The organism is Ruegeria sp. R13_0 (assembly GCF_017743995.1).
In the GTDB taxonomy this organism is placed as follows: domain Bacteria; phylum Pseudomonadota; class Alphaproteobacteria; order Rhodobacterales; family Rhodobacteraceae; genus Ruegeria.
This window is the reverse complement of record NZ_JAGHRB010000005.1, coordinates 62,154-81,602: the sequence shown is the minus strand read 5'-3', so window position 1 is coordinate 81,602 and position 19,449 is coordinate 62,154. Positions and strand designations below refer to the sequence as shown.

Genomic DNA, 19,449 nt, shown 5'->3' with positions numbered 1-19,449 from the left:
CTTAGCCCCCGGCCCGGTTTTCAATGCGACGCACCAGCGAGGCCGGAACTTTCGCCTCTTCCAACTGACCGAGCATGCGTGTTTTCTCGGCCTCGGGCATATCCTCGCTGGCCTCGACATGGGTGATCAGTTCGGCCCGTTTCGCATCGGTCAATTCCACCAGATCGGGATCGGCACTGGCCTCAGCGCGCAGGGGTCGCACGCGAACCCCGGACCCCAGCAGAGGGGTGCGGCCTATGACGACCTCACGCCCTTCCAGCCCTTCGCCGCGCAGCAGAACCTCATCGCCCTGACGGCGGATCAGTTGCACAGGCAGGGCTTCTAGGCGATCATCCGCACCCAGCACCAGAACGGTTCCTGCGGCATCCAGAACAGAGGAGGGCAAGCGCACGACCTGCGCCAAGGGCTGTTCCTGAACCGTCACGGTGACGAAATCGCCGGGCTTGAAGCCTGAGGCATCGTCGAGCCGCGCATAGATCAACCGCCCGGTTTGCCCCTCACCCGCCGAGCCGCTGTCGCGACTGATCCGGCCCGTCGCGGTCAGGTCCGTTCCCGTGACCTCAAGCGAGATGGTGACGGGGGCGCTGATCAACTCTCCGTCTTTGTCGAGCAAACGCACGAACTGCGCGGTCGAGACCCTGAAGGCGACCTCCAATGCGTTGGGATCCACCAATTCAGCCAGCTTCTCATTTGCTGAAACCAAGCGTCCTTCGACCAGCGTGACATCTGTCAGCGTGCCTCCGAACCGGGCGCGGATGGTCATGTCCTCCAGATCACGCTCTGCGGCTTCCTGCGCGATCCGCGCGCGGGCCAGAAGGGTCGTAGCCTGATCCACCCGCGATTCCGCCTGCGCAAGGGCAATGCGGCGCGCCAGTACGGATTGCTGAGCGGCAGCGGCAGTCAATTCGGCCTCTTCCACGCTGGCGGTTGCCCCCACGCCACGAGACTCAAGATCGCGTTGGCGCTGCAGCGCCCTCTCACGCAGCTCGGCCTGCGCCTCGGCTGATTTCAATTCATCCTGCGCCAGCAGCAACGACCGTTCTGCATCACGTTCTTCGAATTGGGCATCCAGTACGTCCGATTTGGCACGATCCAGCGCCGATTGCGCGTCCGCCGGATCAAGCTCGACCAAAACTTCACCTGTGGTAACGGTGCCGCCATCCTCGAAATCATCCGCCAATGAGACTACGCGACCACCCAACGCTGCGCGCAACTCCAGACGCCGGCGGCTTTGCACCTCGCCGAAGGCTTCGAGATTGGGCGTGACGGTCTCAAAAACAGCCGGACGGACGGTCACCGCAAAGACTCGCTCGCGCGCTTTGGGTTGCTCATTCTCGCGGGTCAGGACCTCTTGCACAGCCCCCGTGACGATCTGCACCGCGACAAACAGCAAAGCCAGCGTCAGCGACGCCAGAAACACACCGACCAGACTCTGCCTTAGAAAACGCATCTATTATTCATCCCGGTTGCAAATGGGCTGCCCTGCGGAAAATGTAGCGGAGGCACGAAATATGCCAAGCCACAAAGCGGTTATAAGGTGTTGAACGTGCGATCAGTCTACTTCCGTCGCAGATGTTCGTCCAATCTGGGCATTATTTCCACGAAATTGCAGGGTCGGTGGCGATAATCGAGCTGTTTCTCGAGGATACCGTCCCAAGCGTCCTTGCAGGCGCCGGGGCTGCCCGGAAGCGCAAACAGATAGGTGCCGCCTGCCACACCGCCTGTCGCACGCGACTGTACCGCCGAGGTTCCGATTTTTTCCATCGAGATGATGGTGAACACGGTCCCGAAGGCGTCGATCTCTTTCTCATAGACGTCGCGATGCGCCTCGACCGTCACGTCCCGCCCGGTCAGCCCCGTGCCACCGGTCGAGATCACCACGTCGATCCCCGCATCCGCCACCCAGGCGCGCAGCTGATCAGCGATCTGGGCGCGCTCGTCCCGGATGATTTTGCGATCCGCAACCACGTGACCCGCCTTTTCAATGCGGTCCACCAATGTCTGGCCCGAACGATCCTCATCAACCGAGCGCGTATCCGAGACGGTCAGAACCGCGATGCGGATGGGGATGAACTCAAGCGTTTCGTCGATACGTGACATCAGGCGTCAGGCCCTTTCCATGATAGCAAGCCGCAACGCGAGCGCGGTGAAAATCCCGCCCGTCACCCACCCCATGATGCGTGAGGCGCGCGGGTTTCCGATCAGCAACCGGCCGGCCCCTCCGGCGAAGACGCCAACCAATCCGTTCACGACAAAACCACCCAATGCGATGATAGCGCCAAAGATCAGGAATTGCACAAGGATCGGGCCCGCCGCAGGATCAATAAATTGGGGGATAAAGGCCAGAACGAACAGGATGACCTTGGGGTTCGTCAGGTTCACCACCATCCCATCCCGAAACGCCATGCGCGTTGGCCTTGCTGGCCCTTCGGTCGAGACCGCTCCGTTGCGGATCGCGCCCCAGGCCAGATACAGCAGATAGGCAACGCCCATCCAGCGGATGACATCAAACAGCCATGGCATCGAATTGACCAAGGCCCCAAGGCCCAGCCCTGCCAGCAGGACATGCACCATCAGACCCAGCGATATCCCGGCACTTGCCACCAGCGCTGGTCGGGGTCCGGATTTCAGGCCCTGCCCGAAGCAAAACATCATATCCGCGCCCGGTGTGAAATTCAGCACCATTGCAGCAGGGATAAAGGCCAGCAGAGTAACGGTTTCGATCATATCGCAACCTCAAACCAATTTGTTCTGGGGCCAAGATTGGCGATTTCTGAACGACCCAATGAGCCGCGATAGCCCCAGCTATCGTGGATATGCCCACAAAAGACCAGTTCGGGCTGCAGGCGTTCCACCGCATCGCGCACCGCGACCGATCCGACGGACATCCCTTGTAACGTGGTATCGCCGAACCCTTTGGGCGGAGAGTGAACGACCAGCACATCCGTCCCATCGCAACGGTCCAGCATCTCGGCGGCTTCGGCCTCGCTCAGGTCACAGGACCAGTCGCCAAACGGCGTGACCGGCACGCCGTAGCCCAAGCCGAACAAGCGCAACCCGTCGACGGTCATGCCTGTGCCATGCAGCACGTGGACCCCCTCGGGGGCCGCGTCCGTCAACTCAGCGACGCTTTCGGCATTGCCGGGGACAAGAATCAGCGGTGCCGGAATGCCCGAGAGCATCTGCATCGCTTCATCCAGCCCCTGCCGCATGTTGCAATAGTCTCCGGCCCCGATCACCAAATCCGCATCGGCGCTGGCGGCCACCAGATCAGCCGCCCGGTTACAGGCCATGTGAAGATCCGAGAACGCCAGGATACGCATCACCCGGCCCCCAGTCGCGCTTTCAGCTCGAGCAGATCCGCCCAAGCCTGTCGTTTCATTTGGGGCTGTCGCAGTAGGTAGGCGGGGTGGAACATTGGGATGACGGGCAGGTCCAGCGCCTGATCCCAATTCCCGCGCAAGCGCGTAATGCCGCGTTTGCCCAAAACCGCCTGACAACTGATATTGCCCATCACCACCAGCACCTCGGGCTTGGCGAGCGCCACGTGCCGTTCCAGAAACGGCTTCATCATGCCGATCTCTTCGGGTTTGGGGTCGCGGTTCTGTGGTGGGCGCCAGGGCAGAACATTGGTGACGTAGACATCCTGCGCGCGGTCCAGATCAATCGCCGCCAACATTCGGTCCAACAGCTGGCCGGCCCGACCAACAAAGGGTTTGCCTTCGCGATCCTCATCCCGACCCGGAGCCTCGCCAACGATCATCACCCGTGCGCCCGGAGTGCCATCGGCAAAGACCAACTGACGCGCGCCGCGCTTCAGCTCACAATGATCGAATGCCTCCATCACCGCGCGCAGTTGGTCCAGAGACTCGGCGCGTTGGGCGGCCCCTTTGGCAATCGCCACCGGATCAACCTGTTTGGGCTTGTCCGGTTTGGCTTGAGGGGTTGCGGGCTTCTTCGCCTTGGGCGTCGTATCCGGCAAGACGTAGCGATCAACCGGCGCGTCCCCGATCGCCTCGGTCGCGCCTAGTTCGATCTGCCATTCCAGCAGCGCCTTTGCAGTATGATAGTCCAAGCCCGATTCCATGCCCCTCAATCTAACCAGCTTTTGCCTGAGGGAAAGCGAATAGACCTTGCCTCGGCACCGGGACAGACCGACCATGCGAGCGTCATGCTGTCTTTTCTGCGATTCCTTCTGGTTGCTCTGGTGCTTGCCCTCGGCGGCGAGCCAGCCTCGGCCCAGTTGCTTGGCGGGGCGGATCAATGCCGGGCGGGTCAGTTCGCCTGCGGCAGCCGCTGCTGCTCGGGTGGACAGAGGTGCAGCTTTGATGGCCACTGCATTCCTTTGGGCGGAACCTATTGCGGCGGCGGGCGCAGCTGTGGCGCGTTCGAGCGCTGCGTCGCGGGAGGCACACGATGTGCGCCTGCCGGGGCAAACGCCTGCACCTCAAGTCTTGATTGTCCCTCAGGCAGCTTTTGCAGTGCGCGCGGACAATGTGAAAAAACCATACCAGATTTCAACCCCAGCGCGCCTGAGGCCCTTGACCCGCCGCAGATATGCGATGACGGCCTGACCTGCGCGCGCGGGTCGTCGTGCCTGCCGGGGGGCGGATGCACGCGTCCCGGATGGTTCTTGTGCGAGGAAACCGGATCGCAATGCCGCCCCGGCTTCAAATGCTCGGAACATCAGGGATGCGTTCCGATCAAGGCCATCGACTGTGGCTATGGCAAGTGGTGCAAACCCGGCGAGCAATGCCTGCCCGAAGGTGGTTGCGAGAAACTGCCCTAAGGGTCGGAACCATAGGTTGCCTATGCCCGCGTGGCTTTCTATAAGCGGTCCGATTGTCAGACAGGAGCCCGCCATGCGTTTTGCCCATCGTCACCTTCTTGGCATCGAGCATCTGTCGCAGTCCGATATCACCGCCATTCTGGATCTGGCCGAAAAATACGTCGACCTGAACCGGCAATCGACCAAGCATTCGGATGTGCTGTCGGGTCTGACGCAGATCAACATGTTTTTCGAGAATTCAACCCGTACCCAGGCCAGTTTCGAACTGGCGGGCAAGCGGCTCGGCGCGGATGTGATGAATATGGCGATGCAGGCCAGCTCGATCAAAAAGGGCGAAACGCTGATCGACACAGCCATGACGCTAAATGCGATGCATCCTGACCTGCTGGTGGTGCGGCATCCACATTCCGGTGCCGTAGACCTGCTGGCGCAGAAGGTGAATTGCGCGGTTCTGAACGCGGGCGACGGGCGGCACGAACACCCGACGCAGGCGTTGCTGGACGCACTAACCATCCGCCGGGCCAAGGGTCGGTTGCACCGTCTTAACATCGCGATCTGCGGCGACGTCGCACATTCCCGCGTGGCGCGGTCGAACCTGATCCTGCTGGGTAAGATGGAGAACCGCATCCGCCTGATTGGCCCGCCAACGCTGGTCCCCTCGCAATTCGCCGAGTTCGGGGCCGAGATCTATGACGACATGAACGAAGGCCTCAAAGACGTCGACGTCGTCATGATGCTGCGCCTTCAGAAAGAGCGGATGGATGGCGGCTTCATCCCCTCGGAGCGCGAGTATTACCACCGCTACGGGCTGGACGCGGCCAAATTGGCGCAGGCCAAGCCCGATGCCATCGTCATGCACCCCGGCCCGATGAACCGCGGGGTTGAGATCGACGGCACGCTAGCCGACGACATCAACCGCTCGGTCATTCAGGAACAGGTCGAAATGGGCGTCGCCGTACGTATGGCTGCGATGGAGCTTCTGGCCCGCAACCTGCGCGAGGTCGCATGAGCGATCTGACCTTCGCCCCCCACGAACACGGTGTGATCCGCCTGTTCGCGCTGGACATGCGCCCGGAAGAGGCCAAGTTCCTGCGCGAACCCGGCGCGGCCGATCAGGTTATGGGTGTCGATGGTCTGGACCCCGATCAAATCGATATCTTCCCGGTCTCCGACCTCGAAGACCTTGGCCTCTATGGCTATCTGCACGAAGGCGGAGGCGTGTCCGAGGATCAACTGGATCGCAGCATGCTTGAAGCCATCGAAGGCTGGGCCATGGTCGTGCGTAGCGCAGCCTTTGGCGGGCGCGCGGCGCAATTGACCCCTGATCCTCGTCTGCATTTGCTGGGTCTTTTCACCGAAGAGGCGACGAACTGGACCGGCGGTGCGATAGAAACTGAAAGCGCCAAGCCTTTCTCGGCCCCGCAGACACCCATCGACAATGATGCCCAACGTCGTGTCGGATCGGCCCTGATGGCGGTTCTCGCTCTGCTTGTTATCGGAGGTGCCCTATGGCTGATCCTGTGACCTTCACCCCGGACAAACGCGCCTATATCCAGACCAACCTGACCCTCGCCGCCATTGCGATGGCGGGTGCGATGCTGGTGCTGTGGTTGATCGGCAACCCCTATGTGTGGACCGGCGCGCCAGCCGGGCTGGCCGCTATCGGTTTTCGCGCCTGGTATCTGGCCTCAGAGGAGTTGAACAATACGTGGGAATTATCTGACACCACCCTCACCGGCCCCGGCCCTCGGGTCGTCGCGCTGAACCAAATCGAAGCCGTCAACGTGATGGGCAGCTTTGTTCAGGTTGTGACACGGGGCGGCGACAAGCACCTCATCAAATACCAAGCGAGCCCCGCCGCCACCAAAGCCGCCATTGAAAGGGCCGCGGGATGAGCGACGGGTGGTGGCGAACCCATATCCCTGAGGGCGAAGAGGTCCTCTGGACCGGGCAACCGCATCAGGGGTATTTTCCGCCCCATGTGGGGTGGGCTTACCGGCTTCTGATCATGAGCCTCGGTCTGGCATGGCTGGCCAGCCCGTGGTTCGCCGACACCCTGCGCGATTATTGGAAACTCATCGGGTCCACGGGGTTCGTCGCATTCCTCATGTGGTATGACCGCCTGCTGCGCAGGTGTCGTGTCTATGTGGTGACCACCTGCAACGCATGGTGGATCAGCAAGATCTTCAAACCAAAACACGTCCCTATCGACCACGCGTTGAACTACCATCGCAGCGGTCAGAACGTGGTGTTTTCACGCCGCCTGTTTCTTGTATTCGAATACCTGTCCGACCCTGATGCCGCTTTGACGGCATTGAACCAAGCCCGAGAGGCCTCAGCATGACTTCTGTCGTTTTCACCAATGCCCGCCTGATCAACCCGGAAACCGGCACGGACAGCCTGGGCTGGCTACACGCCGAAAACGGGCGCATTGTGGCGATTGGGGATGGGGACGCCCCGGCCACTAGCGGAGACGTCATCGACTGCAACGGCAAATGCCTGGCCCCCGGTATCGTCGATATCGGCGTTAAGGTGTGCGAACCGGGTGAGCGGCATAAGGAAAGCTACAAATCTGCGGGGCTGGCGGCGGCGGCGGGTGGGGTGACCACTATCGTCACCCGTCCCGATACCTTGCCTGCGGTTGACACGCCCGAAACGCTGGAATTTGCCACTCGGCGAGCGCAAGCGGATGCGCCTGTCAACGTCCTGCCGATGGCCGCCCTCACCAAAGGGCGCGAAGGGCGGGAGATGACCGAGATCGGCTTTCTGCAGGATGCAGGGGCCGTTGCCTTCACTGATTGCGATCACGTCATTACCAACACCAAGGTGTTTTCCCGCGCGCTGACCTACGCCAAATCCTGCGGCGCGTTGGTCATTGCGCACCCTCAGGAACCGGGGTTGAGCAAAGGGGCCGCCGCCACCAGCGGCAAGTTTGCCGCCTTGCGCGGATTGCCCGCCGTCTCGCCCATGGCGGAACGGATGGGGCTGGACCGCGACATCGCGTTGCTCGAGATGACCGGAGCCGCCTATCACGCCGACCAGATCACCACCGCCCGCGCCCTACCCGCGTTGGAGCGTGCCAAGCGCAACGGGCTGGACATCACCGCCGGGACCTCGATCCATCATCTGACGCTGAATGAGCTGGACGTGGCCGACTATCGCACCTTCTTCAAGGTCAAGCCGCCCCTGCGGTCCGAGGATGACCGGCAAGCCGTGATCGAAGCGGTGCGCACGGGCCTGATCGACATCATCAGTTCGATGCACACGCCGCAGGACGAAGAAAGCAAACGCCTGCCGTTTGAAGAAGCGGCCTCGGGTGCGGTCGCGTTGGAGACTTTCCTGCCCGCGGCCCTGCGTCTGTTTCATGCGGGGCAATTGGACCTGCCTACTCTGTTCCGGGCCATGGCGCTTAATCCGGCGAAACGGTTGGGGCTGGACAGCGGGCGTCTGGCACAAGGCGCGCCCGCCGATCTGGTTCTGTTCGACCCGGATGTGCCTTTTGTGCTGGACCGGTTTGCCCTGAAATCGAAATCGCAGAACACACCGTTTGACGGCCAGCGCATGCAAGGTAAGGTCCTTGCAACCTATGTGGCCGGCAAAGACGTCTACCGGAGAACCTGATGCCCGAAATCGACAGCTCAATGAACGTACTCGCCCTGTGGGCGGCCTTGGGATACCTGATCGGATCGGTCCCTTTCGGCCTGATCATCGCGCGCGTCATGGGGCTGGGTAATCTGCGGCAGATTGGATCAGGCAATATCGGCGCAACAAATGTTCTGCGCACCGGCAGCAAACCCGCCGCCGCGCTGACGCTGCTGTTGGATGGCGGCAAAGGGGCGCTGGCAGTCCTGTTGGCCCGCGCCTATGCAGGTGAGGACGCGGCGCAGATTGCCGCCCTGATGGCCTTTCTCGGCCACTGCCTGCCCGTCTGGCTGGCCTTCAAAGGCGGTAAGGGCGTTGCAACCTTCATCGGCCTTTGGCTGGCGCTGGACTGGCGCGTCGGCGTTGCTTGCTGTCTGACCTGGCTGGTCTCCGTCGCGATCTGGCGTATGTCCTCGGCCGGAGCACTGGCCGCAGCGGCCTTGTCGACCACCTGGATCATCACTCTGACAGACGGCACGACATTCATCCTCGGAATTGCCCTGACCTTCCTGATCTACTGGCGTCACAAGGACAACGTCGCCCGCATCAAATCCCGGACCGAGCCTAAAATCGGGAAGTCGTGACCCCGTCAGAGGATTTTCTGACAGCACTATTCGCCCTGCCCACCGGTACCTTCACTGGTCGAGCAGACGCCAAGCGCTACGTCGTCTCGCGGCAGGTTCTGGCCGGGGGCAAATCCCACAAGCTTGTCGCGCATGAGCTGGGCGGGACAGACTATATCAGCCTGAACCTCTACCAGACGCGAAACAGCGGAGCGCTGCTGCGTCCCTGTGAAATGCCCGCCCGCAAAGTCGTGGATTTCGTGTTGGCGCTGATCCCGGATATCTGATTGATATTCTGCATTTTTGCACAGGCCCTCTGTGTTTCAGCACAATCACAATTCATTGTTTTGAACGTGATCACGCCACCCCCCATTTGCATTCCGTGGCGGCCAATTACCGGTCCCGCAAGATAAAATCCCGGGTCCGCAAATCGCAATTCAAGCGAGGTCGCGCGGCCCTTTCACGAAAGGTGAAGCTATGAACACGTTTAAATCTCTGATCGGCGGCGTTGCCCTGTCTGTTGCTCTGGCCACTTCGACCCTGGCGGCTGGCGTTGAACTCAACGCAAGCTCGACCGGTCTGGCGATGCAGGGCTACGACCCGGTTGCCTATTTCACCGCTGGCGAAGCGACCAAAGGCGACTACCGCATCACCACTCTGCACAACGACGCTCTGTACCGCTTCTCGTCGGAAGAAAACAAAGTGGCGTTTGAAGCCAACCCCGAGGCCTACCTGCCCGCATATGGCGGCTACTGCGCCTTTGGCGCGGCCATGGGCTTCAAGTTCGACGGTGACCCGAACCACTGGAAAATCGTTGACAACAAACTGTACCTGAACCTGTCGCAAGACATCCAGGAACGTTGGGAAGGCGACATCCCGGGCTTCATCGAGCAAGCCAGCACCAACTGGGAAACTATCGCAGACAAAAGCCCGGCTGAACTGCAGCAATAATCCGCTGAAATTAACAGCACGTGTCGGCGGCAGAGTGATCTGCCGCCGCATTTTATTTGAAGCTTAGAAAACACTAACTATCTTATTGAGACAGACCCGAAATTAACGGGCAGGCACCAGGCCAAGCGGCCTGAACGATCCAAGGCCTAGTACGGAATATGCCACAAACGATGATCCGGTCCTGAGGCAGGGCCGAATTTGAATATGCATATGCGTTGTCAAACCCACAGATTGGCGCGCGGTTATTTGGAATGAAAGGATCAAGACATGATAGGCAGATTGGCACTTGTGACAGCAGCTTCCACCCTGGCGGCAGGGGCCGCGATGGCCCAATCCTCGGGCAACTGGACAGGGTTCTACGGCGGTGTGCAATTGGGTTATATCGACGTGGACACCAGCGTCTCGGGCGTCGATGGCGATGGCGCAATTGGCGGTATCATCCTTGGATATGACTATGATCTGGGCGACTGGGTCGTCGGCGGCGGCTTTGACTATGACTGGACCAATATCGATCTCGGCCCTGCAACGGTCGAGGATGTCTGGCGGATCAAAGCGCGCGCAGGCTACAAGGTGAACCCTCAGGGTCTTCTTTACGGCGTTGGCGGCTATGCGGATGCTGGCACCGACAATCTGGGCAGCGACGACGGCTGGTTCATCGGCGCAGGCTATGAGCAGATCGTGGCCCCGAATGTCAGCATCGCAGGCGAATTGCTGTATCACGAGTTCAACAACTTCAACTCGTCCAGCGTGGATGTTGACGCCACAACACTGCAGATTCGAGCGGCCTACCGCTTCTGATTTTTCCGGCTTTGTACTGGAGCAGACCCGGCGTCCTGCGCCGGGTCTTTGCGTTTAAAGGTCCAGAATTGTGCTGCCGGTGGTTTGCCGCGCCTCTAGCACGCGGTGCGCTTCGGCGATCTGATCCAGAGGGAAGCGCTGGTCGATATGGATCTTGACCTCTCCACCCTGAACCTTGCCAAACAACCGCCGCGCCATGGCCTGACAAACCGCGTGGTCCGCAATATGCGTAAACAATGTTGGCCGGGTGATCTTGAGCGAGCCTTTCTGCCCGAGAATGCCGATATTTACCGGCGGCACCGGCCCGGATGCATTGCCGAAGGATATCATCATACCCAAGGGCTTCAGACAGTCCAAAGAACCGTCAAACGTATCGGCCCCGACGGAATCCATAACCACATCGACACCTTTGCCGCCAGTCAGTTCGGCGACGCGTTCGGCAAAGTTCTCGGTCCGGTAGTTGATGCAATGGGCCGCGCCGTTGAATTGCGCGAGGCTGCATTTCTCATCCGTTCCAGCGGTTCCGATCAGCTTGATGCCCTCGGATTTCGCCCATTGGCAGGCGATCAGGCCGACACCGCCTGCAGCGGCGTGAAACAGAACCGTGTCGCCGCGTTTCAAAGGGGTGGTGCGATGGAACAGGTATTCGACCGTCAGACCTTTCAACATCATCCCGGCGGCTATCTCGAAGGGGATGCCATCCGGCAGCGGGCATACCTGCGCTGCGGGCATCACCCGCGCCTCGCAATAGGCGCCGGACGGGGCGCAGGCATATGCCGCGCGTTGGCCCGGCTGCAAATGCGTCACGCCTTCGCCGACCGCCTCGATCACACCTGCAGCCTCCATCCCCAATGCATGCGGCAATTCAAGAGGATAGAGGCCCGTTCGTTGATAGACATCAATGAAGTTCAACCCGCACGCCTCATGGCGAATTCGAACCTCGCCGGGGCCGGGATCGCCCAAAGGCTGGTCCTTGATCTGTAGGACCTCGGGCCCGCCGAATTCCTCAATGACAACTGTACGCGCAGTTTGCTGCATTCTGACCTCCTCTTGCCTAAAGCGTTTCGAGTTTTACCTGAAACATCACGTGACACGAATGTCCCGAGAGCGCTGAAAGCGTGGCAGGGTATTCGTGTCTCAGGATGAACCCGAAACGCTCTAAGCTCAAGCTAACACGCCTGCGCGGCAAGACAATCCGGGCGATGCGGCGGCGGCAATTCGGGAATTTCCAAAACTGTGCTATACTGCATGCAGGCGTTGCCGGCTGGTCCGGCCACGAGCAACCCTCAGCCGGATCCATCCCGCGGCGCACCACTCGCCAAGGAAGGGAACAAAATGGCAAAAACTATCGGTAATCCGATCAGCTGGGCGGCCCAAAGCCTTGGAGCAACCAGCGATCACGTCTCGGAAAGCGTCTCGCACCTGGGCAGCTCGGACGTGCGCCACCTGCCCATGGTGCAGCCACTCACATTCGACGACCTGAAATACTGCCTGAGAGCCGGATACACGGACTTTCTGGAAACCCGCGCGGATGCGATCTTTATCGTGCTGATCTACCCTATTGCCGGGCTGTTGATGGTGGGCTTTGCAATGAACATGGACTTGGTGCCGTTGCTGGCCCCCCTGATCGCGGGCTTTGCTCTGATCGGCCCAATCGCAGCCGTTGGTCTTTATGAAATCAGCCGTAAGCGCGAACAAGGCGGAGAGGTCCATTGGCTGGACGCGTTCGGCGTATTCCGCTCGCCCTCCTTCGGGGCCATTCTCGCGCTCGGGTTCTATTTAGTCCTGCTGCTGCTTGTCTGGCTGATGGTCGCTCAAAGCGTCTATGCGCAGACGCTCGGCCCTGAACCGCCTGCCTCTCTGGGCGCGTTTGCGACCGAGGTTCTGACCACCGGCGCGGGGTGGACAATGGTCATCTTCGGCACCGCTGCGGGGTTCTTTTTCGCGCTGATTGCGCTGGCGGTCAGTGTCGTCAGCTTCCCGCTGCTGCTGGACCGTAAGGTAGGGCTGCCCGTGGCCGTTGTGACATCCGTTCGCGTGTTGCGCCACAATCCGGGTGTCATCATGGGCTGGGGTTTCATCGTCGCGACCCTGCTGGTGTTGGGTGCGATCCCGATGCTGCTGGGGCTGATCGTCGTGATGCCCGTTCTGGGCCACGCAACATGGCACCTCTACCGGCGCGCCGTTGCGTGACCCAAAACGCGTTTAGCCCGCGACGTTCAGAACGATCTTGCCAATATGCTGCGAGCTTTCCATGAGCGCGTGCGCCGCAGCAGCCTCGGCCAGAGGGAATTCGCTGTGCATCACCGGCGCGACCTTGCCTGCAGAGAGCAGCGGCCAGACGGCCTCGTGCAAGTCCTGAGCGATCTTTGCCTTGGCCAGATCGCTTTGCGGACGCAGGGTGCTGCCGGTCAGCGTCAGGCGTTTCACCATCATCAGGGCAAAGTTCAACTCGGTCACGGGTCCTTGCAAAAAGGCGATCTGAACCAGACGTCCATCCTCGGCCAGCGCTTTCACGTTGCGCGGGATATAGTCGCCGCCAACCATATCGAGGATCAGGTTCGCGCCCCCTTCGGCCCGCATGACGCCAACGAAGTCTTCATCCCGGTAGTTGATCGCTTTTTCGGCCCCCAATTTCAAACAGGCCTCGCATTTCTCAGCCGAGCCCGCAGTCGCAAAGACGCGCGCGCCAAACGCGTTCGCCAATTGGATCGCCGTCGTCCCGATACCGCTGGAGCCGCCATGGACAAGGAACCGCTCACCCGCTTTCAGACCTCCGCGTGTGAAGACATTCGACCAGACGGTGAAAAACGTCTCGGGCAGGCAGGCGGCTTGCTTTAGGTCCATGCCATCGGGGACAGGCAAACAATGCGCGGCGGGCGTGGCGACATATTCGGCATATCCGCCGCCCGGAAGCAGCGCGCAGACTTTGTCACCGATCGAGAGCCCCTCAACACCCACGCCAAGGGCAACCACTTCGCCCGAGGCCTCAAGCCCCGGCAGATCGCTTGCACCAGGAGGCGGATCATAGGCCCCGGCGCGCTGCAGCGCGTCCGGTCGGTTCACGCCAGCATAGGCCACTTTCAAAACAACCTGCCCGGCCGCCGGCTCGGGAATCGGTCGTTCGGTCAGCTGCAGGACATCAGGGCCGCCGGGTTCGGTGATTTCGACGGCACGCATTGTCTGGGTCTCAGGCGAAGTCATGGGCAAATCTCCTTTGCCCAATGCCTAGCAGGCCAAAAAGCAAAGGCCCAGATACTTACTTGCGCGGGTTCAACATCCCCGGCAAATCAGCCCGCATCTTCATCGGTGGTTTCACCTGAGCTGCAAACCAATTGGGAACGGCCAGCAAGGGCTTGAGCAGCGGGTTTCCGTTCACCTGCGCCTTGAGCTTTTCGAACTGCATCACGTTTTCGATCCGGCGGTCCAGAAACGCCCAACTGTTCTGGTGATCCGGCGAATCATCCCCCAGCCAGAATAGCAGCGTCGATGAATAGACCCCCGACAGGGTTGCGCGCTTGGTGTACCAGTTCACATCATCCGACGTATCGCCCAGTGCATCCCAGATCAGATCGCAAGTGCCCCAGACCGCCTTGGCCCCGTCTGCCGCGTGGCTGGGCAGTGAAAACAGGGTCATGCCCCGGCGCACCAGTTCCTTGTCCTCAACCGCCTCAAGCCGGAACCGAACGGCAGCGGCGACCTTTTCGCGGAACTTCAACTCGCTCATGTCAGTGGACTTGATTCTGTCCAGCATGACCTGATCGCCCCGCGCGTGGTAGGCCAGCGCCAGATCGACCGCGCCGCGCGGGCAGATCGCACGGGCCAGACCGTCATCCAGATCGCAATCGACAACGGCCGCGCGAAAACTGGCCTCGGACCAGCCATCGAACGGAACATGCATCAAGATCGCGTCCAGCAGCTGTTGTTTGGTGTCTTCGTAAGTTACGGTCATGGTGGGCCTCCGGTGCTTGGGCACAGTACTAGACAAGATAGAGCGGCTTTGCTATACGGCCAACTCCTGCAATTTCCTTGCAACTCTATCTAGAAAGGTGGTGACAACCACATGCAGGTTAGTGTTCGCGACAACAACGTCGATCAGGCGCTTCGTGCCCTGAAGAAAAAGCTGCAGCGCGAAGGCGTGTTCCGTGAAATGAAGCTGAAGCAACATTTCGAGAAACCGTCCGAGAAAAAAGCGCGCGAGAAGGCTGAAGCGATCCGTCGTGCCCGTAAACTGGCACGTAAGAAAGCACAGCGCGAAGGTTTGCTCTAAGCACCTGACGCTCGTCCAGCTTTGGATGACACTATTTGACGACCCCCGAGGCATCGCCCGGGGGTTTGTCGTTTCTAAGTGCGTTTTTGCCCGCGCCCCTGCACAACCAGTGCGATAACTCGCCGAGCCTTGGTCTCGCCTCTTTCTCGGCGTTTTCCAGCGCAGCGAATCTGCGTCCGGCTGCATCGTCTCGCCGAAAAGCGCCGATTTTCATCGCCTCTCTGTTCATGTCTTTGGTGGCCCCGATAACTGGGCTCGTCCACTCAGACAAAACATAAAACGGAGGCAAAAATGTCTACAGCAAGTGAAGTAGAACGAGAGATGCTGGCGCTCATCAACCAAGAGCGCACATCCCGCGGTCTGGACCCCCTGCAACTTGAAAGACAGCTTAACGAGTCATCAGAAGACCACAGCGCATGGATGCTGAATACGGACCGGTTCAGCCACACCGGATCGGGCGGATCCAGCGCAACCCAGCGCATGCAGTCGGCCGGTTTCGATCTGGAAGGCAGCTGGCGCACGGGCGAGAATATCGCCTGGCAATCCGAGCGCGGCGCCCCAGGCATCAGCGATGATGTCGCGCAACTTCATCAGAACCTGATGAACAGCCCCGGCCACAGGGCCAACATTCTGAACCCCGAATTCAAATATATCGGGATCGGCGTTGAGACGGGCGACATGCAGGGCTTTGACGCGGTCATGGTGACGCAGAACTTTGCCACCACTGACGCAGAGGTCATGCTGGACAGCGAAGACACCGCGATGACCCCGCCCCCGGCTGAAGATCCTGTTCCCGAGGAACCGGAAACAGATGTGACCGAAACCGAAGACCCAACTCCGGAACAACCGGTGACTGATGTGACCGAGACGGAAGATCCGGAACCGGAACAGCCTGAGACTGATGTCACAGAGACAGAGGACCCGGAACCCGAGCAGCCCGAAACTGACGTCACCGAGACCGAAGACCCGGAGCCCGAGCAGCCCGAAACCGATGTCACCGAGACCGAGGACCCGGAACCTGAGCAGCCGGAAACAGATGTCACCGAGACCGAAGATCCGGAACCGGAACAGCCCGAAACAGACGTCACCGAGACCGAAGATCCGGAACCGGAACAGCCCGAAACAGACGTCACCGAGACCGAGGACCCTGATAGCGGTTGTTTCGACGTCGCAGCTTTCCTCGCCGAAATTGAGGCGTTCATTCAACAGCTACAGACGCAGTTGGATCAATTCGCCTGGAATGACGACGCCATGACACCAGACGAGTCCGAGGATGACTTGGATCTGGTGATGGTCGACGATATGGCCCCATCCCCGGATGACACGTCGTGCCCAGACATGGCATCGGACGATTCCGGAGACGTCGTCTTCGTCAACTTCTTCAATTTCGATTGTATGATGGACGTCGCCTGACCGCCTATCCTGATGCGAGGCAGTCTGCTGCCTCGCATCTACACAACACGATCAGTAGATCTTGGGCACGTGCAGCTCGTCCGGCAGAACACGGCGTTCGTAGTCCGGATTGTAGCGGCGGTCGGGCAGATTGACCCGCTCATGCGGAACATCCGTATAGGGGATCTTGGTCAGAAGATGCTCGATACAGTTCAAACGCTCGCGTTTCTTGTCATTGCCTTCGACAATGTACCACGGCGCCTCGGGGATATTGGTGCGGAAGAACATGTCTTCCTTGGCCTTAGTGTAGGATTCCCAGCGGATGCGGGATTCCAGGTCCATCGGCGACAGCTTCCACTGTTTCATCGGATCATGGATGCGCATGAGGAATCGCAGTTGCTGTTCTTCGTCCGTGATCGAGAACCAGTATTTCAGCAAGATGATCCCCGATCGCACCAACATACGCTCAAATTCCGGAACGTCCTGAAAGAACTGTTCGACCTGATCCTCGGTCGCAAAGCCCATCACCCGTTCCACGCCTGCACGGTTGTACCAGGAGCGGTCGAACAGAACGATCTCACCCGCCGCAGGCAGATGCGGCACGTAGCGCTGGAAATACCACTGGCTTTGCTCCCGGCGGCTGGGGGCCGGCAGGGCAACCACCCGCGCCACCCGCGGATTGAGGCGCTGGGTGATCCGCTTGATCACGCCCCCCTTGCCCGCACTATCGCGGCCTTCAAACAGGATACAGACCTTGGCACCGGTGTGCTGCACCCAGTCCTGCACCTTGATCAACTCGGCCTGAAGGCGCAGCAAGTTTCGGAAATAGACCTTTCGGTCCAGCATATCCGGATGCTGTTCCCGATAGATCTTGCGAACTTCCATCGACAGCATCGGCTCGCTGAATTCGATCTCGAAGTCCTCATCCAGCGTATCTTCCAGCTCAGCCTCCAACCAGTCTTTGGGGGCGCCATCGTTTTCGTAGGCCAAGGTCAACTCCTTATTATTCTTCGGGTTCCCACCCTGGCAGGTTTGTGTAACCGCCTGATGTCATCAGATGAATTGATGACATCGCACTGCCGGGATCAGGGGGAGGCGCAGCGCGAGGGTCTCGTCGTCTCAATTTTGGACGCCCCGCTCCGGGGATACAAGCCGTAGAATTGACGCAAGGCGGCCCTTTGCCTTTCTGCGCGCAGAAAATAGGCGCCGTTCACACCGGTAGGGCGGTTGTCTTGAACACCGTGCGCAAAGCGAACGAACTTTGCATCTGCGCAACCTTGGGCAGCCGAGACAGATATTGACGGTGGATCCGGGCGAAATCCTCGGTATCTTCGGCCACCACTTTCAGGATGTAGTCTGCGGTTCCGGCCATCAGGTGGCATTCCAGAACGTCCGGGATGCGCGAAACCGCCTTTTCGAACGCGTCCAGAACTTCTTCGGCCTGGCCTTGCAATGTGATCTCGACAAAGACAGTCGTCGGTACATTCATCTTGCGCGCATCCAGCAAAGCCACGTAGTTGCGGATATAGCCATCAGCCTCAAGCCGTTGTACCCGGCGATGGCAGGCCGAGGGGGACAGGTTCGCCTGCTCCGACAGCTCGGCATTCGACATTCGACCATTGCGCTGCAGTGCAGAAAGTATCTTCCGATCAGTCGTGTCTAGGCTCATTGCTGCAAATCCTTTGCGAGATTTCTATAGTTTACGCGAAAATCTTCTGACAAAAAACACAAAGCCCCGTCTTGTTTCACAAAAATTGCGCCTTGAATTGCACATAATTTAGGCAGTTTATGAACGGAGACGGTGCAGATGAAAATCGGTTGCCCCAAGGAAATCAAACCCCAGGAATTTCGCGTCGGCATGACGCCCAATGCCGCACAGGAAGCGGTTGCGCGTGGACACGACGTGCTGATCGAATCTGGCGCCGGGATTGGCGCTGGATTTGACGATGCCGCCTATGTCGCTGCTGGCGCGGGCATCGTGGACACCGCAGAAGAGGTTTTTGCCACGGCCGACATGATCGTGAAGGTCAAGGAACCTCAGGCCGGTGAGCGCAAGATGCTGCGCGAAGGCCAGTTGCTGTTCACCTACCTGCACCTTGCCCCGGACCCGGATCAGACCCACGACCTGCTGGCCTCGGGCTGCACCGCAATCGCCTATGAGACCGTCACGGACGCAAGCGGCGGTCTTCCTCTGCTGGCGCCCATGTCTGAGGTTGCGGGCCGCCTGGCGCCTCAGGTCGGGTCGTGGACCCTGCAGAAGGCCAATGGTGGCCGAGGCGTTCTGATGGGCGGCGTTCCCGGCGTTGGTCCGGCAAAGGTCGTGGTGATTGGCGGGGGGGTCGTCGGTACCCACGCGGCCAAGATCGCAGCAGGTATGGGCGCAGATGTGACAGTTCTTGACCGCTCACTGCCTCGGCTGCGCTATCTGGATGACGTATTCGGCGGGCAGTTCAAGAACCAATACTCGACGGCTGGCGCAACGGCTGAGCTGATCCAAGACGCCGATATGGTTATCGGAGCCGTTCTGATCCCGGGCGCTGCCGCTCCGAAACTGATCAGCCGCGAGCAGCTGTCGACAATGAAGCCCGGTGCGGTGCTTGTCGACGTGGCTATTGACCAGGGTGGCTGCTTCGAAACCTCGCGTGCAACGACCCATGCCGACCCGATCTACGAGGTCGATGGTGTGATGCACTATTGCGTGGCCAACATGCCGGGCGCGGTGGCCCGGACCTCGACCATCGCTTTGGGCAACGCGACGATGCCGTTCATGCTGGCACTGGCGGACAAAGGCTGGAAACAGGCGTGTCAGGACGACCCGCACCTGCTGGCGGGTCTGAACGTTCACGCCGGGCAACTGACCTATTATGCGGTTGGTAAAGCCCTCGGCATTGATGTCGTTTCCCCCAATGTGGTGATCAAGTCGTAAACACTCCCGCACCTGAAATCGCCTTTTTGCCAAAAGGCGATTTACAGCGTTGGGCATGGCGCCGCGCCTATCGGCGAGGCGTGGTTGGTCTTGAATGATACCCTATCCGCAAAACGAA

24 protein-coding genes are annotated in these 19,449 nt (G+C 60.1%); 14 read left to right on the top strand and 10 right to left on the bottom strand.

From position 1 onward, the window contains the following. Position 1: 1 nt before the first annotated feature. The 5 genes from J7394_RS08045 to J7394_RS08025 all read right to left on the bottom strand — a co-directional run bounded on the left by J7394_RS08045 (position 2) and on the right by J7394_RS08025 (position 4,087). Positions 2 to 1,450, bottom strand: coding sequence for an efflux RND transporter periplasmic adaptor subunit (locus J7394_RS08045; RefSeq protein WP_209252203.1), 1,449 nt, complete (start codon positions 1,448 to 1,450; stop codon positions 2 to 4). Positions 1,451 to 1,557: 107 nt separating this feature from the next. Further along, positions 1,558 to 2,100: a molybdenum cofactor biosynthesis protein B gene (gene moaB, locus J7394_RS08040; RefSeq protein WP_170462610.1), complete on the bottom strand. Its 543-nt coding sequence runs from the start codon at positions 2,098 to 2,100 to the stop codon at positions 1,558 to 1,560. Between the two features lie 6 nt (positions 2,101 to 2,106). Further along, positions 2,107 to 2,727, bottom strand: a complete 621-nt coding sequence (locus tag J7394_RS08035; RefSeq protein WP_209252201.1) for a LysE family translocator — start codon at positions 2,725 to 2,727, stop codon at positions 2,107 to 2,109. Further along, positions 2,724 to 3,323, bottom strand: a complete 600-nt coding sequence (locus J7394_RS08030) for a metallophosphoesterase family protein (protein ID WP_209252199.1) — start codon at positions 3,321 to 3,323, stop codon at positions 2,724 to 2,726. The genes J7394_RS08035 and J7394_RS08030 overlap by 4 nt, the downstream gene beginning before the upstream one ends. Then, complete coding sequence (locus tag J7394_RS08025; protein WP_209252197.1) at positions 3,323 to 4,087, bottom strand: uracil-DNA glycosylase family protein; 765 nt, start codon at positions 4,085 to 4,087, stop codon at positions 3,323 to 3,325. Before J7394_RS08025 ends, J7394_RS08030 begins: the two co-directional genes overlap by 1 nt. Before the next feature lie 546 nt (positions 4,088 to 4,633). Between J7394_RS08025 and J7394_RS22880 the strand changes: the two genes are divergently transcribed. From J7394_RS22880 to J7394_RS07975, 10 genes are all read left to right on the top strand, one after another. Then, on the top strand, positions 4,634 to 4,789 hold the full coding sequence (locus J7394_RS22880; protein WP_247748120.1) for a hypothetical protein: 156 nt from the start codon (positions 4,634 to 4,636) through the stop codon (positions 4,787 to 4,789). Between the two features lie 73 nt (positions 4,790 to 4,862). After that, positions 4,863 to 5,798: an aspartate carbamoyltransferase catalytic subunit gene (locus tag J7394_RS08015; protein ID WP_170491099.1), complete on the top strand. Its 936-nt coding sequence runs from the start codon at positions 4,863 to 4,865 to the stop codon at positions 5,796 to 5,798. Beyond that, positions 5,795 to 6,313, top strand: a complete 519-nt coding sequence (locus J7394_RS08010; protein ID WP_209252193.1) for a hypothetical protein — start codon at positions 5,795 to 5,797, stop codon at positions 6,311 to 6,313. The genes J7394_RS08015 and J7394_RS08010 overlap by 4 nt, the downstream gene beginning before the upstream one ends. Continuing rightward, complete coding sequence (locus J7394_RS08005; protein ID WP_209252191.1) at positions 6,298 to 6,684, top strand: hypothetical protein; 387 nt, start codon at positions 6,298 to 6,300, stop codon at positions 6,682 to 6,684. The genes J7394_RS08010 and J7394_RS08005 overlap by 16 nt, the downstream gene beginning before the upstream one ends. Further along, entirely contained in the window at positions 6,681 to 7,133 is a 453-nt protein-coding gene (locus tag J7394_RS08000) for a hypothetical protein (protein ID WP_209252189.1), read from the top strand. The genes J7394_RS08005 and J7394_RS08000 overlap by 4 nt, the downstream gene beginning before the upstream one ends. Further along, positions 7,130 to 8,410, top strand: a complete 1,281-nt coding sequence (gene pyrC / locus J7394_RS07995; RefSeq protein WP_209252187.1) for a dihydroorotase — start codon at positions 7,130 to 7,132, stop codon at positions 8,408 to 8,410. The genes J7394_RS08000 and pyrC overlap by 4 nt, the downstream gene beginning before the upstream one ends. Then, positions 8,410 to 9,015 carry a glycerol-3-phosphate 1-O-acyltransferase PlsY gene (gene plsY, locus J7394_RS07990; RefSeq protein WP_209252185.1) on the top strand — a complete coding sequence of 202 codons (606 nt, stop codon included), beginning with the start codon at positions 8,410 to 8,412 and terminating at the stop codon, positions 9,013 to 9,015. The genes pyrC and plsY overlap by 1 nt, the downstream gene beginning before the upstream one ends. Continuing rightward, on the top strand, positions 9,012 to 9,281 hold the full coding sequence (locus tag J7394_RS07985; protein ID WP_209252183.1) for a hypothetical protein: 270 nt from the start codon (positions 9,012 to 9,014) through the stop codon (positions 9,279 to 9,281). Before plsY ends, J7394_RS07985 begins: the two co-directional genes overlap by 4 nt. 190 nt (positions 9,282 to 9,471) lie before the next feature. Beyond that, the gene (locus J7394_RS07980) at positions 9,472 to 9,945 is read left to right on the top strand and encodes a YHS domain-containing (seleno)protein (protein WP_170553758.1); all 474 of its coding nucleotides are present in this window, start codon (positions 9,472 to 9,474) and stop codon (positions 9,943 to 9,945) included. A 267-nt stretch (positions 9,946 to 10,212) separates the two neighbouring features. Then, positions 10,213 to 10,743 (top strand): outer membrane protein, encoded by a 531-nt coding sequence (locus J7394_RS07975; protein ID WP_209252181.1) that lies wholly within the window; start codon positions 10,213 to 10,215, stop codon positions 10,741 to 10,743. A gap of 54 nt (positions 10,744 to 10,797) precedes the next feature. Here the strand turns inward: J7394_RS07975 and J7394_RS07970 are convergent, their stop codons facing one another. Beyond that, positions 10,798 to 11,781 carry a quinone oxidoreductase gene (locus J7394_RS07970; RefSeq protein ID WP_209252179.1) on the bottom strand — a complete coding sequence of 328 codons (984 nt, stop codon included), beginning with the start codon at positions 11,779 to 11,781 and terminating at the stop codon, positions 10,798 to 10,800. Between the two features lie 297 nt (positions 11,782 to 12,078). Here J7394_RS07970 and J7394_RS07965 point away from each other — a divergent pair, with 297 nt between their 5' ends. Beyond that, positions 12,079 to 12,936: a DUF2189 domain-containing protein gene (locus tag J7394_RS07965; protein WP_209252177.1), complete on the top strand. Its 858-nt coding sequence runs from the start codon at positions 12,079 to 12,081 to the stop codon at positions 12,934 to 12,936. Between the two features lie 12 nt (positions 12,937 to 12,948). Here J7394_RS07965 and J7394_RS07960 read toward each other — a convergent pair whose 3' ends face one another. Together J7394_RS07960 and J7394_RS07955 are read right to left on the bottom strand one after the other, a co-directional pair. Continuing rightward, positions 12,949 to 13,947, bottom strand: a complete 999-nt coding sequence (locus J7394_RS07960) for an NAD(P)H-quinone oxidoreductase (RefSeq protein WP_209252175.1) — start codon at positions 13,945 to 13,947, stop codon at positions 12,949 to 12,951. A gap of 55 nt (positions 13,948 to 14,002) precedes the next feature. After that, positions 14,003 to 14,695: a COQ9 family protein gene (locus J7394_RS07955; protein ID WP_209252173.1), complete on the bottom strand. Its 693-nt coding sequence runs from the start codon at positions 14,693 to 14,695 to the stop codon at positions 14,003 to 14,005. 111 nt (positions 14,696 to 14,806) lie between these two features. Here J7394_RS07955 and rpsU point away from each other — a divergent pair, with 111 nt between their 5' ends. Both rpsU and J7394_RS07945 read left to right on the top strand, forming a co-directional pair. Next, the gene (gene rpsU / locus J7394_RS07950; protein WP_005614280.1) at positions 14,807 to 15,013 is read left to right on the top strand and encodes a 30S ribosomal protein S21; all 207 of its coding nucleotides are present in this window, start codon (positions 14,807 to 14,809) and stop codon (positions 15,011 to 15,013) included. 291 nt (positions 15,014 to 15,304) lie between these two features. After that, positions 15,305 to 16,426 carry a CAP domain-containing protein gene (locus tag J7394_RS07945; protein WP_209252171.1) on the top strand — a complete coding sequence of 374 codons (1,122 nt, stop codon included), beginning with the start codon at positions 15,305 to 15,307 and terminating at the stop codon, positions 16,424 to 16,426. Between the two features lie 51 nt (positions 16,427 to 16,477). Here the strand turns inward: J7394_RS07945 and ppk2 are convergent, their stop codons facing one another. Continuing rightward, the gene (gene ppk2 / locus J7394_RS07940; RefSeq protein WP_170480985.1) at positions 16,478 to 17,395 is read right to left on the bottom strand and encodes a polyphosphate kinase 2; all 918 of its coding nucleotides are present in this window, start codon (positions 17,393 to 17,395) and stop codon (positions 16,478 to 16,480) included. 220 nt (positions 17,396 to 17,615) lie between these two features. Beyond that, positions 17,616 to 18,074 (bottom strand): Lrp/AsnC family transcriptional regulator, encoded by a 459-nt coding sequence (locus J7394_RS07935; RefSeq protein ID WP_170462590.1) that lies wholly within the window; start codon positions 18,072 to 18,074, stop codon positions 17,616 to 17,618. 138 nt (positions 18,075 to 18,212) lie between these two features. On the opposite strand from J7394_RS07935, the gene ald reads away from it, so the two are divergent. Continuing rightward, positions 18,213 to 19,331: an alanine dehydrogenase gene (gene ald / locus J7394_RS07930; RefSeq protein WP_170469192.1), complete on the top strand. Its 1,119-nt coding sequence runs from the start codon at positions 18,213 to 18,215 to the stop codon at positions 19,329 to 19,331. Positions 19,332 to 19,449: the final 118 nt, after the last annotated feature.